At 71.0% G+C, this 12,945-nt stretch carries 14 protein-coding genes; 3 read left to right on the forward strand and 11 right to left on the reverse strand.

From position 1 onward, the window contains the following. Nucleotides 1–72: 72 nt before the first annotated feature. Nucleotides 73–1,074, reverse strand: a complete 1,002-nt coding sequence (locus tag ACWC97_RS07085; protein ID WP_352273383.1) for a peptidoglycan-binding protein — start codon at nucleotides 1,072–1,074, stop codon at nucleotides 73–75. Nucleotide 1,075: 1 nt separating this feature from the next. Next, nucleotides 1,076–1,222 carry a hypothetical protein gene (locus tag ACWC97_RS07090; protein ID WP_352273384.1) on the reverse strand — a complete coding sequence of 49 codons (147 nt, stop codon included), beginning with the start codon at nucleotides 1,220–1,222 and terminating at the stop codon, nucleotides 1,076–1,078. A gap of 303 nt (nucleotides 1,223–1,525) precedes the next feature. On the opposite strand from ACWC97_RS07090, the gene ACWC97_RS07095 reads away from it, so the two are divergent. Then, nucleotides 1,526–5,485 carry an nSTAND1 domain-containing NTPase gene (locus ACWC97_RS07095; protein WP_450647883.1) on the forward strand — a complete coding sequence of 1,320 codons (3,960 nt, stop codon included), beginning with the start codon at nucleotides 1,526–1,528 and terminating at the stop codon, nucleotides 5,483–5,485. Nucleotides 5,486–5,913: 428 nt separating this feature from the next. Here ACWC97_RS07095 and ACWC97_RS07100 read toward each other — a convergent pair whose 3' ends face one another. Further along, nucleotides 5,914–6,717, reverse strand: coding sequence for a DUF2690 domain-containing protein (locus tag ACWC97_RS07100; RefSeq protein ID WP_352273386.1), 804 nt, complete (start codon nucleotides 6,715–6,717; stop codon nucleotides 5,914–5,916). Nucleotides 6,718–7,095: 378 nt separating this feature from the next. Then, nucleotides 7,096–7,407 (reverse strand): hypothetical protein, encoded by a 312-nt coding sequence (locus ACWC97_RS07105; RefSeq protein ID WP_450647885.1) that lies wholly within the window; start codon nucleotides 7,405–7,407, stop codon nucleotides 7,096–7,098. 507 nt (nucleotides 7,408–7,914) lie between these two features. Between ACWC97_RS07105 and ACWC97_RS07110 the strand changes: the two genes are divergently transcribed. Together ACWC97_RS07110 and ACWC97_RS07115 are read left to right on the forward strand one after the other, a co-directional pair. Then, nucleotides 7,915–8,766, forward strand: coding sequence for a helix-turn-helix domain-containing protein (locus ACWC97_RS07110; RefSeq protein ID WP_352273388.1), 852 nt, complete (start codon nucleotides 7,915–7,917; stop codon nucleotides 8,764–8,766). 11 nt (nucleotides 8,767–8,777) lie between these two features. After that, nucleotides 8,778–8,969 carry a hypothetical protein gene (locus ACWC97_RS07115; protein ID WP_352273389.1) on the forward strand — a complete coding sequence of 64 codons (192 nt, stop codon included), beginning with the start codon at nucleotides 8,778–8,780 and terminating at the stop codon, nucleotides 8,967–8,969. Nucleotides 8,970–9,006: 37 nt separating this feature from the next. Here the strand turns inward: ACWC97_RS07115 and ACWC97_RS07120 are convergent, their stop codons facing one another. The 7 genes from ACWC97_RS07120 to ACWC97_RS07150 form a co-directional block, all read right to left on the reverse strand. Beyond that, nucleotides 9,007–9,387 (reverse strand): YrdB family protein, encoded by a 381-nt coding sequence (locus ACWC97_RS07120; protein WP_450647888.1) that lies wholly within the window; start codon nucleotides 9,385–9,387, stop codon nucleotides 9,007–9,009. A gap of 114 nt (nucleotides 9,388–9,501) precedes the next feature. After that, the gene (locus tag ACWC97_RS07125) at nucleotides 9,502–10,035 is read right to left on the reverse strand and encodes a TetR/AcrR family transcriptional regulator (RefSeq protein ID WP_352273390.1); all 534 of its coding nucleotides are present in this window, start codon (nucleotides 10,033–10,035) and stop codon (nucleotides 9,502–9,504) included. Then, nucleotides 10,028–10,450 (reverse strand): DUF4260 family protein, encoded by a 423-nt coding sequence (locus ACWC97_RS07130; protein ID WP_450647890.1) that lies wholly within the window; start codon nucleotides 10,448–10,450, stop codon nucleotides 10,028–10,030. The genes ACWC97_RS07125 and ACWC97_RS07130 overlap by 8 nt, the downstream gene beginning before the upstream one ends. 146 nt (nucleotides 10,451–10,596) lie before the next feature. Next, nucleotides 10,597–11,199, reverse strand: coding sequence for an OmpA family protein (locus ACWC97_RS07135; protein ID WP_450647892.1), 603 nt, complete (start codon nucleotides 11,197–11,199; stop codon nucleotides 10,597–10,599). A 52-nt stretch (nucleotides 11,200–11,251) separates the two neighbouring features. Continuing rightward, entirely contained in the window at nucleotides 11,252–11,866 is a 615-nt protein-coding gene (locus tag ACWC97_RS07140) for a hypothetical protein (protein ID WP_385214332.1), read from the reverse strand. A gap of 31 nt (nucleotides 11,867–11,897) precedes the next feature. Further along, nucleotides 11,898–12,509, reverse strand: a complete 612-nt coding sequence (locus ACWC97_RS07145; protein ID WP_385214336.1) for a pilus assembly protein TadG-related protein — start codon at nucleotides 12,507–12,509, stop codon at nucleotides 11,898–11,900. After that, entirely contained in the window at nucleotides 12,509–12,739 is a 231-nt protein-coding gene (locus ACWC97_RS07150) for a Flp family type IVb pilin (RefSeq protein WP_385214339.1), read from the reverse strand. Before ACWC97_RS07150 ends, ACWC97_RS07145 begins: the two co-directional genes overlap by 1 nt. Nucleotides 12,740–12,945 lie beyond the last annotated feature (206 nt).

Genomic DNA, 12,945 nt, shown 5'->3' on the forward strand with positions numbered 1-12,945 from the left:
TGCCCGGGGCTCGGGGCGGGTGCCCGGGGGCGGGGGGACGCCGTGGTGTCCCCCCGCCCCCGGTGCGATCCGTCAGAAGGTGCCGTTGTTCAGGGCTTCCTGGAGCCGGCGGGTGGTGTCCTTGCTCCACTCGCCGTCGCCGGTACCGCCGAGGTGGTGCTGGAGGGCGGTGACGGTCTTCGGGCCGACGATGCCGTCCGCCGTGACCTTCAGGTACCGCTGGAGCGCGGTGACGGTCTTCGGCCCGAAGGCGCCGTCCACGTCCAGGGCGGCCTGGATCCGGCTGTTGAGCGTGCGCTGGAGGGCGGAGCAGGTGGCGGGCCCGAACTCGCCGTCGGCCTTGAGCGCGCCGGTGGGGACGAGGGCGGTGGGCCGGATCGGTTGGCTGCGCTTGGCGAGGGCCGCCTTCATCATGGCCGCCGAGCTCGGGCCGTACTCGCCGTCCACCGTCAGGCGGTGGGCCGCCTGGAAGACGCGGACCGCCTTGTCGGTGGCCGGGCCGAAATCGCCGTCCACCGTCAGCTTGGCGTTCTGCACGGTGTTGAGGTTCTTCTGCAGGACCGTGACGGCCTTGCCCTTCGAGCCCCGGCGCAGGATGCCGTCGGTACTCGGCATCGGGGCGCCGCCGCCCGCGTAGACGGGCCTGCCGTAGCCGACGACGCACGCGGAGTTGCGCAGACGGCGGCGGAAGGCGTTGGAGGTGTTGCCCTCCAGGGTGGTGATGGTGCGGTTGGAGTGCACCGCCTCGACGATGCCGACGTGGTCGATGGCGCCGATGGAGCGTGAGCCCGACCAGTCGAAGAACACGATGTCGCCGGCGCGTATGCCGCCGATGCCGTAGTGCCAGCGCCCCTTCTTCTGGAACGCGCGGGCGTGGGCGACGGTGTAGGCGAACTTGCCGCCCACCGCGGAGAGGTTGTCGGAGTGCGCGGCGGCGTAGCTGACCGCCATGTCGCACCAGGGGCCGGTGAAGCCGTACCACCGGGTGACCAGGTTGCGGTTGGATCCGGGCGGCTGCTCGGTGGTGCCCAGCAGCTTCCGGGCCGCGGCGAGCATGCCCTGAACGTTGCCCATGTCAGATCTCCGTGTCTTCGGGGAGGGCGTCGGTGTCCGAGGCCACGACGGTGTCCGGGTTCTGGCTGACGCCGCGCTGATCGGGGTCCACGTCGAAGATTCCGGCACCGCCGACGGGGTAGGTCGGCTTCTCCACTGGCTCGGTCATGGGGTGGTTCCCTTCCTGTCGTTTCCTGTCGTCGTCCGCCGGTGCGGCCGGGTGCCGGGGGACGACGCCGTGCGTCCGTCGGCACCGCCGGGCGTCCGGGCGGTCCGTGCTCGGCGGGGCCGTCCGTGCCGGCCGGCGCCGCTCGACAACGACTTCACCGCCCGCCCGGTTGATTGGCACCCCCGATCCGTGCGGGCAATCAACTCGCCCGCCACCGCGAAGGGTTGGGGATACGGGTACGGGGTGCCGTAGCGTGGTCGACCCGGTCGGGGGCCGGGTCAACTGCCAGGGGGAGGCAGCCGGATGGGACGTCCCGAGCGACCGATCGACGCGGACGCCGGCCCGGTGCAGCGGTTCGCCGCGGAGCTGCGGGGGCTGCGCGCCGAGGCGGGCGGGCCGACCTACCGGGTGATGGCGAAGGGGTCCGGATACTCGGCTCCCGTGCTGTCGCAGGCGGCGGCCGGCGAGCGGCTGCCGACACTGGCGGCGACGCTGGCCTACGTGGCCGCGTGCGGTGGTGACCGCGCCGAGTGGGAGGAGCGCTGGCGGGAAGCGGCGGCGCAGGTCGCGGCCGCTCCACGGGAGGACGAGCCGGTCGCGGACTCCCCCTACCGGGGGCTGGCCCGCTTCGAACCGGGTGACGCGGAGGTGTTCTTCGGGCGCGACGCCCTGGTGGACGGCCTGGTGGACGTGGTGCGCGACCACCGGTGCGCGGTCGTGCTGGGGCCCTCGGGCAGCGGCAAGTCCTCACTGCTGCGGGCCGGACTCGCACCACGGCTGGGACGGACGACGGAACGGGCGCTGCGCCCGGCCGCGATCCGGGTCCTGACGCCGGGCCCGCACCCGGTCCGCACGCACGGGAGCAGGCTGCGCCCCGCCGACGGCACGGGCGACACCCTCGTCGTGGTCGACCAGTTCGAGGAGGTCTTCACCCTCTGCCCGGACCCGGCCGAGCGCGCCCACTTCATCGACCTGCTGCTCGCGGCCCGGCAGAGCGGCAGCCGCCTACGGGTGGTGCTCGGCGTCCGCTCCGACTTCTACGGCCGGTGCCTGGAGCACCCCGCGCTGGTGCGGGTGATCCGGGACGCGAGTCTGCCGGTCGGCCCGATGGGCCGCGAGGACCTGCGGCGGGCGATCACCGGCCCGGCCGGGGTGCGCGGCCTGACCGTGGAGCGCTCCCTGACCGCCCAGTTGATCGACGAGGTGGACGGCGAACCCGGCGGGCTGCCGCTGCTCTCGCACGCGCTGCTGGAGACCTGGCGCCGACGATCGGGCCGGACCCTGACCCTGCGGTCCTACGAAGCGGCGGGCGGGGTACGCGGCGCCATCGCCCAGACGGCGGAGGAGCTGTACCGCACCTTCACCGCTCCCGAGGCGGCCCTGACGCGTCGGATACTGCTGCGTCTGGTCGCCCCGGGGGACGGCACCGCCGACACGTGCCGCCCCGCGGACCGGAGCGAGCTGGAGACGGCCCCGGCGGCGGGACGGCGGCACGGAACCGGCCCGGCGGACGGCAGCGGTGACGGCGGAAACACCGGGAAACCCGGGACCACCAGGAACGCTGGGGACGCCGGCGACGCCGGGAACACCGTGGACGGCGGTCCGGCGGACGGCACGAGTACAGGCCCAGGCACAGACACGAACACAGTCACCGGCACCGGCACCGGCACCCAGGCGGTCCTCGACCGGCTCGCCCGTGCCCGCCTGGTCACCCTGGACGGGGACACCGTCCGGCTCGCCCACGAGACGCTGATCACCGCGTGGCCCCGGCTCCAGGGGTGGATCGAGGAGGACCGCCACCGGCTGCGCGTCCTGCGCCGCCTCACCCAGGACGCCGCCGACTGGACGGAGCTGGGCCGCGACCCCGGGGCGCTCTACCGGGGAGCACGGCTGGCCGAGGCCGAGGAGAGCTTCGCGCACCCCGCGCACCTGGCTCAACTGACCGCCGCCGAGCAGGACTTCCTGCACGCGGCCCGGACGACCCGTACCCGTGAACGGCGACGGCTGCGCGCGCTGGCCGGCTCCGCGAGCCTGCTCCTCGTACTCGCCCTGATCGCGGGCACCGTGGCCTGGCAGCAGAACCGGGACGGCGACCGCCGTCGTGTCGACGCCGCGGCCCGCCGCACGGCCGGCACCGCCGACGGGCTGCGCGGTTCGGATCCGCGCACGGCGCTACGGCTGAGCGTCGCCGCCTGGCGGCTCAGCCGTACGCCGGAGACCCGGTCCGCGCTGATGGGCGCGCTGGGCCAGCAGGAACTCCCCGGATTCACCCCGCCCCGGCGGTCCGTCGCCACCTGGACACTCGGCTCCGACGGCCGCACCCTGGTCGGCGTCGACGAGCGCCGTGTCACCCGGTGGGACATCCCGAGCCGCCGGAGGACCGGCAGCTACCGGGCGCCCGGCGGCGGCGACCTACCGGCCGGGGCCGCCGAGACGGCCCAGCCCACCCCGGACGGGCGCTTCCTGATCGTGCCCGCGGACGAGGACGGGCGACTGCGCCTGTGGGACATCCGGGCCGAGCGCTACCAGGGACGTCCGTTCGGCCCGAAGGGCATGGCCGAGCCATCGGTGCCCGACGCGGGGGAGCTCGTCGAGGCCGGGCCTCCCGCCGGGGAGGGCGACCTGAGCCCCGTCTCCGTGAGCGCCTCGGCCGCCTACGGGCCGAGCTCCAGCGGACACGCGGTGATCTTCAATACGGACGCCGACCTGGACGTCTGGGACGTACCCACCGGGCGGCGCCTGCTCGCCGCCCTGCCGCTCGCGGGCACGGGCACGGGCACGCTCAACGACAGCGACGTCAGCCCGGACAACCGGCTGCTCGCCCTGTGCACGAGCCGCGGCCTGGTCCTGTGGGACGTACGCACACGCCGCCGCGCCGACACCGCCTGGCACCGCCGCCCCGCCTGCCCGTCCGACGGCCGGCTGCAGTTCACCCCGAACGGCCGGGAGCTGGTCCTGCTGGACGCCTACGCACTGCGCAGGGTGAGCGTCTCCAGCGGCAGGGAACTGCCGAAACTGAACCAAGTGGCCCCGCTGGACTTCACGTTCACCGAGGACGGCACCTACGCGGCGAGCCGGGGTTCGACGGACATCCTCATCTGGCGGCTCGACCGTCCGCAGGCCCCGGTCTTCCGTCATCAGCTGTCCGACGAGGACCCCGTCGACCTGAGGATCGACACCCGCGCCGGTGTCCTGCGCTACCTCGACGAGAGCCCGGCGAGCACCCGGACCGTCCACGCGCTCGACATCGGCGCCGTACTGAACGCCCGCTGGGACGGTCGGCCGGTGGAGCAGGCCGCCCTCAGCGAGGACGGCAGGGTGCTCGCCGTCCTGCGCGGCGACCGCCTCGGCCTCTACGACGGCCGTACGGGCCGGCACCGCTCCGACCCGCCGCCGCCTCCCCCGTCCCCCTTCGACCAGGACCTCGCACCGGACTCCCCCACTCTCTCGCTCAGCGCTGACGGACGACGACTCGCCTACGTGTCCCGGTACGAGGACGTACCGGGCATGGCCCGGCGCGTCACGGTGTGGGACACCGAGCGCCACCGCCGGATCAGCGAACTGCGCGCCCCCGGGGAGGACGGCTTCATGACCTTCACGCTCTCCCCGGACGGGCGCGAGCTGACGACGACCAGCACGGCCGGTGACGACACCACGGTCTGGAGCACCGACACCGCGCGCCGACTGCGCACCATCACCGCGCGCACGGCGCAACAGGACGGCGGCGGCACCCAGGACCCGGGCATGGGCGCATCGGTCGACGAAGCCACGACCGGCCCCCCGACGGCGAACTGCGCGTGCGTGGCCGCCTTCGACCGCGACGACGGCCTGGCCGCCAGGGCCGAACTGTCCGGCCACATCTCCCTGTGGGACACCCGGCGCCGCACCAGGCTCGGCATGCTCTACGGCGGCGCGGGCAAGGGCAGCCCCGACGCCCCGGAGGAGATCACCGCCCTCGCGTTCTCCCCCGACGGGACCACCCTCGCCACGGCCGGTTCGTACGGAACCCTTCGCCTGTGGGACGTCCCCTCCCGCCTGGCACTCGGCGCCGGGCTGCCCACGGCCGGGGACCACATCCGCGCTCTGGCCTTCGCCCCGGACGGCCGCACGCTGTCCCTGGCGGGCACGCACGTACCGCTGCAACACCGCACCATCGACCCGGACCGCGCCACCGAAGCCGTGTGCCGCCGCGCCGGCGGCCCCCTGTCACGGGACCAGTGGGACACCTACCTCCCCGACACCCCGTACCGCAGGACCTGCTGACACGCAGACCAGGGGCAGCACTATCTCCCTTTCCCCATAAGGGACTTGCCACCCGCCAACGCCCTCGGCGACGATGGCGGATCAGCCTGGGCGGCTGGGTCCCGCTCGCCCTGACAGGCGTATGGGCGATCACCGTACGGAGAAGGCCGAAGCGGTCGGCCGCCCTCACCTCTGTTGCGCTACTGGTGGCGGCCTCCGCGTTCCAGTTCGCGCTCAACGGGAAGGCGGCCCCCTCGCACTGACCGGCCCCTTCTCCGAGCGGTCGCGACCCACCGGACATCCGGGCCCGTCGCGGCCGTCCGGACCGTCCGGTTCATCCGGAGCGGCAGCAGTGCTCGGTCCCGGCATGCCCTGCGGCGGCGGGCCCACTCCGGATCACCGGCCCATTTCCGGGGGCCTTCGGCGAGGCGTCCAGGCGGAGGCGTCCTTCAGAGCGACGGACCGGCGGAAGGGGACAGATCACCCTCGTCGGCCCCGATGCGCATGACGTGTCCTGTCGCGACTTCACGGACGACACGCGTATTGACGGCGACCGCCGTCGCCTGCGCGGAAAAGTCCTTCGGCACGGCAAGCATCGGGGTGTACTGGGTGTGCCCGGTCGCCACCTTCGCCACCTGCCGCCGGGTCGGCGAGGTTTGGATCTCGACGGTGTCGTCGACCTCCGCGCCGGTCAGCTTGCCCCAGGTAGTCCGGCATCGCGGGCTGAACCGGATTTCCAGGTGCATGGCGCCGGCCCATTCCTCCGCGAGAGTCCTCGCTCCCGTTCCGCACCCCGTTTCCTTGGGGTCCAGCCCCGCGCATGCCTCGCCCGAACACGTCGGTGCGGTCGCGGCCCCGCCCTTCGACTCACCGGAAGGACTCGCGGATTCCGTGGTCCTCCCGCTCTCGTCGTCGCCGCCGATCGCCGCGGTCAGGAGCACCGGAACGACGGCGCCCACCGCTGCCACGACCACCGCCCCGACGAGGGTCTCGGGCCCGTGCCGACGCGTCCAGGCGACCGCTCTCCGCAAGCCGAAGCGGCGTTCGGTCCCGTCCGGTCGGCCGCCCGCGCTGTCCGGCCCATCGCCCGCACCCCGCGATTCCCCGGTTTCGCCGCCCTGAGGTGCGCCGTCACCGCTGTCCGTCATGCCGCCTCCTTCGACCCACAACCCCGTCCGTCGTGGCGTGAAGCGCGTACGCGGTGCGGCAGTCGCTCGCTCTGCGCACCTCGCGCGCACGCGCGACCCCTGCATCCCCCTATTCGCCTCAAGTTACACATTTCCAACCGAAGATGACCGGCCAGCGCGACAGACTGTCGGATTACGCATTCCAGCCCCGCCCCTCCCCGCTCGCCGTAAGGGAGGGCGGAGCCCAGGAACCGCAGAGACCCGGAACGGTGATACGGCCGCGGAAGGGCCCCTTACGGAACCCCGCAGGACCTCATGGGTCAGGACACCGCCCCCCGCGACGGGCCGGCACGGGCTTTCACCGCGCCTCAGGGCACGCGCCCGCGTCCGGCCGTCGACTTCCAATGACCTCGAAGCGCCGCCCAGGACCCCCGCCCCTCGCCCCACCCCTCACCTCGTCGGCATCCACGGGGACGCCGTGGGCGCCGACGACCCGCTCCGCCCCTAACGGGGCAGCGTCACCCACGACTTGGTCCCGTGATGCGGTGGCACCGCCTCCCTGGAACCCCACTCCCCGCCCCAGTCGTCCACGACGGCCGCCAGCAGCCACAGCGCCCGACGCCGCCGCGCCTCGCAGAGCGTGGCCACATGGGGCCGGTCGTGCCGTACGTGCTGGTCCCAGACCAGGAGGCGCATCGCATCCTCCCGCTGACGCAGTGACACGTAGATCTCCCGTCCCGGACTGATCCGGGCACTGACGGCCACCAGCTCATGCACCACATGCGTCGCGGGCCAGACGTACCGCCCGAGCACCATGCGCCTGGAGTGCGGCGGCGACCAGCGTGCGCCCGATGAACGGACTGCGGGAGTCGCCCGGCACCGTGAAACTCAGCCCGAGCCCGAGCCGACCCACCCCTTCCCGAAACGGTGCGGCCCGAAGGTACGGGGCCGACGCACCGACCTCCGCGACAACCGGGCAGATCGGGGCGAGAGAAGCTGCGGGCATGACTGACTCCCTTACATGAACGACAAGTTGACGTGTCTCTTCTTCACGTGGGCGCGCACGGATGGCTCACGACGACGCAGCGGCGGACGAGTGGTGGCCTTGTCTCCCCGGCACGGAACCGCCCCTCCCGGGACAGGAGGTTGCGGGCAGGACCGCGCGATGCACTTCCGACTCGACGACCTTGTGTGAGCGGTTCGTGACCTACCGTAGCGCAGCAAGGGTAAATTTACCCTCCAAGGTTGGGCGATGAACCCTTTCGTGGCAGTCGGGCGCGGATACGCGGCAGACTGCCGGTACTGCGTGCGGAAAGGAACGACATGGCAGCAAGGACATCCCCCACTGAACGCCAGAAGCGTCTCGGCACCGAGATCCGGAGAATCCGCACGTCAGCCAATGTGTCCGCCGAATCCGCCGCCAAGATGCTCGGCTTGGACCGAGGGAAGATCTCAAACGTCGAGTCCGGCACGCGCCCCATCAGCTCCGAGCGCCTGCGCACCCTGGCCCGCAATTGCGCCTGCACCGATGAGTCGTACGTCGAGGCGCTGGTCGAGATGGCCCACCCGAGCGGTCGCGGATGGTGGGAGAGATACAAGGGACTACTACCTCAAGGGCTGCTCGACATCGCGGAGCTGGAGGAGTACGCAGCGGGCATGAGGGCCGCCTACTCCTTGCACGTGCCCGGACTCCTCCAGACTTCGGAGCACGCCCTGGCTCTCTTCCGCGTCGTGATCCCCCAGCTGCCCGAGCGAGAGATCGCCCTCCGTCTGGCACATCGCATGGAACGCCAGGAAGTCCTGGAGAGGAACAGCCCGCCTCCTTACACAGCGATCGTTCACGAAGCGGCCCTCCGCATGCAGTTCGGCGGGCGCAAGGTCGCACAAGCTCAACTCGAACATCTGCTGGAAAAATCTGAGCGCCCCAACATCACGCTTCGAGTCATCCCTTTCGAAGCGGGTGCCTTCCCCGGCGCCGGACAGACCGTTCTGTACGCAGAGGGACCAGTCCCCCAACTCGACACAGCACAGATCGACAACTCGCACGGGCCCTTGTTCATCCATTCCGAGGAGCAACTCGCCAAATACCGAGCGCACTTGAACTGGATGGAAAACATTGCGCTGCCCCCGAACGAGTCGCGGGCCTTCATTCACGCCATCGCAAGCCACCTCTGAGGAGATGACGGATGCCAGACGTCAACTGGGAAGACGCCTTCTGTGGCGAGGGGAACTCCTGCTACCGAATAGGCACCGACTCACAGGGCAGCAGCTACATCGCCATCAACGGTGCGGAGGACCACTACCTCACCGACACCCGCGAAGCTCTGAGGCAGATGATCCTCGACATCAAGGCCGGCAAGGCCGACCACCTCCTGTAGACGGAACACCGCGGCGGCCCCGGGGCAGCCCGCCCCGTCAGTGCTGGAGCAGCCAGAACACGCGGTCGTAGGCGGCCAGGTGATAGAGCACCAGCACGCCGAGGAACCAGTGGGCGGCCCGGCGCATGCCGGAGTGGCGCAGGGCCGCCCACGCCCCGCCGAAAACGGCCAGCTCCAGCAGCAGGCGCAGCGGGCCGGGGATGTCGAAGGTCGTTTCGCCCGAGCGGGCCGCGTCGCCCGCCGTGGCGAAGTCGCCCCACGCGAACGCCACGGCCAGGGGTATCGCGATCACCGCGAGGTACCGCATCCTGCTGGGCACCTTGCTCCAGCCCCACAGCCCGAAACAGGCCAGTGCGGAGACTTCGAGCAGGAAGCGCAGCCCCAGAAAGAGTGGGTTGTAGGCCAGGGCCAGGTCCATCGCGCCCACGGTCCGTCCCTCCACAGTCCTCGGTGCGCGGGTCGTTCGTGGGGAGCCACGGGCGTCGGCCGGGGCGGCCACGGAGAACTCCGCCCGCCCCGCCCGACCCCGCCGTCAGCGCGTGAACGCGGCCGCCCCCACCCGCCATGCCTCGTCCAGATCCGCGCCGCCCGGGAACCGCCCGTCCAGCTCCAGCGCCACCATCCCGTGCGCGAAGGCCCACGCCGCACGTCCCGTGTGCTCGTCCATGCCGAGTTCGCGGAAGAGCGGCGCGGCGGCCCGATCCTCCAGGCCCGGCGGCAGCGACTCACGGGGGAGCGGCTTCTGCGTGGCCAGGCGGTAGAGGCCGGGGTGGTCGAGGGCGTAGCGGCGGTACGCCTCGAAGAGCGCCCGCAGCGAACCGGGCACCGCTGCTTCCGCCTCCTCCAGCACGGCGGCGAGCTCGGCGAGCATCAGCGCCATGAGCTGCGCTTCCACCGCCGCCTTGTCCGGGAAGTGCTTGTAGAGGGAGGGGGCCTTGATCCCGACGCTGTCCGCGATGCGGCGCATCGTCAGCGCTTCCGCTCCCTCGCTCTCCAACAGGTCGCGGGCGGCGGCGACGATCTGCTGGGCACGGGGGCCGAGTCGCCCGGTGGCCGGGTCAGTCACGCTGGAGTCCTTCCTTCGTCCGCAGACCGTAGCCGAGGGCGCGGTCCAGCGAGATATGGGCCGTCCAGCCGCACAGGCCCGCGAAGAGCGGCGCCCAGGAATCCGGAGTGACGACGCACACCACCATCAGCACGACCGGGACGAGGGCCCGGTGGGCGGCGTTGTAGTACGGCACCGCACGTGCGGGCAGCTGACCGGGCCGGGTGGCGTGTGCGTCGCGGGCGGCGACGAGGAACGTCAGGTCCGGGGCGATGAAGAACGCGACGGCGAAGAGGCCAGCGACCACGCCGTGGTTGACCGCCTCCAGCGCCGCGAAGGCACCCCAGAAAACGGCACCCGCGGCCCACCCGAGACGGACGGCGCGCCTGATGCCCTTGCGGGCAATGGGGCGGGTCCCGGCATCCATGACCGTCATCTCGTCCTCCTGGATCGCGCTCGGCTAACGGCGTTCGCCGAACGTATGGCTAACACCGCTAGCCGTCAAGGGCCGGAAACGCGGCGATGCCCACCTCCGCGTGGGAGGTGGGCATCGCTCGGGTTTCTCGGTAATGCCTGGACTTCTCAGGAAGAGGCACCGCGCGGGAAGGAGACCTCCACACGCCGGTTCTTCTTCCGGCCTTCCTCGGTGCTGTTGTCGGCGATCGGGTACTGCTCGCCGTAACCGCGGATCTCGAAGCTGATGCCCGGCAGATCCTTGGCCAGTACCGCGTGCACGGCGTTGGCGCGCTGCTTGGACAGCACGTCGCCGTGGGCCGACGAACCGAGGTTGTCGGTGAAGCCGAAGACGCGCACCTTGGTGGCGTTCTGCTTCTTGACCTCGGCCGCGATGGCCGCGATACGGGAGTTGGCCGCGGAGCTCAGCTTGGCGCTGTCCTTGCCGAAGAGGACTTCGGCCTGGAGCGCGAACTTGACGTTCGCGTTGCTGTCCTCGCGACGCTCCTCACCGCCCATGTCCTCGACGACCTGGACGATGTCGAGGACCCGCGCGGGGGCGAGCGTGGCACCGTCGACCATCTTGAGGTCGGGATCCTTGCCGTCCACCGGGACGGGTGGCGTCTCGGACGCCTCGGTGCCCGGCGGCACACTCGGACCGTCGTCCGCCAAGGCGGACGACGCCCCCATGATGGATGTCCCGGCCATCAGCACGACAGCCGCGACCGCCATGCCCGTCAGTTGAATCGGACCGCGTCGCTTGCTGGTGTTGGTCATCGCGACGTCACCCGGAGATCTTCAGCGACGTCGTGGCGAACGTCGGCAGGTTGAAGTCGACCTCGGTCGTCGCGGCCGGCGGTGCCGGGAACTGCATGAATACCGGTACGGACGCGCCAGGTTGGACGGCGGACATGCCAGTCGTGCACAGGCAACGACCGTCGGTGTCCCGCAGGATGTAGTAGCGCTTCTTGCCGACCTTGTCGACGAGCGTCGCACCACCGACGGAGTTGAGGTTCTTGCTGGTGATGACCGGCTCGCTGCCGGCCCAGGCAGAAGGGTTGACCGGGGCCTGACCCTGGTTCTTCAACTCCGCCTGGACCGTAACGAAACCACCCGCGTCCCTCTTCACCTGGTTCACGACGAGGAGCATGCCCTTGTCGCCCCTGGCTTCTGCGAGTTTCACATTCGGGTCCACGTTCTCCCCGGCCGCAGTGTCCTCCTGCTTCTCCCCCTTGTCCCCTTCGGAGGGCTTGGGAGACGCGTCGGAGGACGGCGCTGCGGGGTCCTTCGCCCCTCCGCCGTCATCAGCACCACAGCCGGTGACGACCAGGGCCAGGGCCGCCGCCAATGAGGCGGCTGCCACTGCCCTTCGGGACTTGATGGAGCGCCGAATGCTCATCGCTTCTGATTCCTTTACTCGTCGTTCACTGTCAGCGGTCGACCAGATGCACGTCAAAGAGGATCTTGCTCACCCTCGGCCAGTCCAAGGGCCCCTCGGTGGCGATCGTGAGCATCTCGCCACCTCGGCACGTGAAGTAGTACATGTCCTGAATGCCGTCGTCGGTGTAGTCGACGGACTTCCAACTAGGACAGCGCCACTCAAGGACGGCAGTCGCGTGGCCGTTGGAGAATGTGCGGTCCATGCCGGGAACCACGGACGCGCCCACGGGCTTGAGGGACTTGACGTCGACGCTGATCTCGTCCCGACCACCTCCGGACGAAACCTGGCAACCGCCGATGAGTTCCGCCTCATTGGCCGCGGCGAACGAGTGGGCGGCAGGGCATCCGAGAACCGGGTGCTTCTGGGAGAACATGTCCACCGTGTCGACGGGCAACGAAGCGCGGAAGGCGGCTTCGAGCATCTCGCGGGACTGCTGAGCAGCGGCCAGCGCGGCGGAGTCCGCCGCGCCCTGGGCGCCATTGCGCAAGGCGGATGCCTTGCCGACGGTAAAGAAGGCAAACGCGAGGAAGAGCAGGCCCGCCACCATCACTACATAGATGGGGAAAGCCTGCCCTGCCTCGCCGCGAAGCTTCGCGGTCATTAGCCGGCCTTGATCTGCGAAACCAGGTCGGAGATCTTGCCCGAGATCGAGCCACCGATGCCCGAGGCCGCGATCGCACCGATGATCGCCACGACGACCAGGATGATGCCCAGGTACTCGAACGCCGTCTGGCCGCGATCCTTGTTCTCGAAGCGCTTCTGGATGGCGCTGACCGTCGTGTTGGCCCAGCCGTTGACGCGAACGGCGGTCTTCAGGGTGATGTTCGACATGGGGTTCCCCTCCGGGTTCGGCCGACCGGTAGCCGGCCGACTCGCAAGTTTCTTGGGTGTCGCCCGCGGAACCGGCTTCCTCCTGGCCGGTGCCGCTGGCGACATGAGAAACATACGGCGACGTGCCCCGCCCACCTGAGGGTCCCAGGGCCCATTCCCGGGCCCAAAGCGTCAGTTGGGTCTGCGGCCCCGCTCCGCGCCGCCAG

Source organism: Streptomyces sp. NPDC001108, assembly GCF_053598535.1.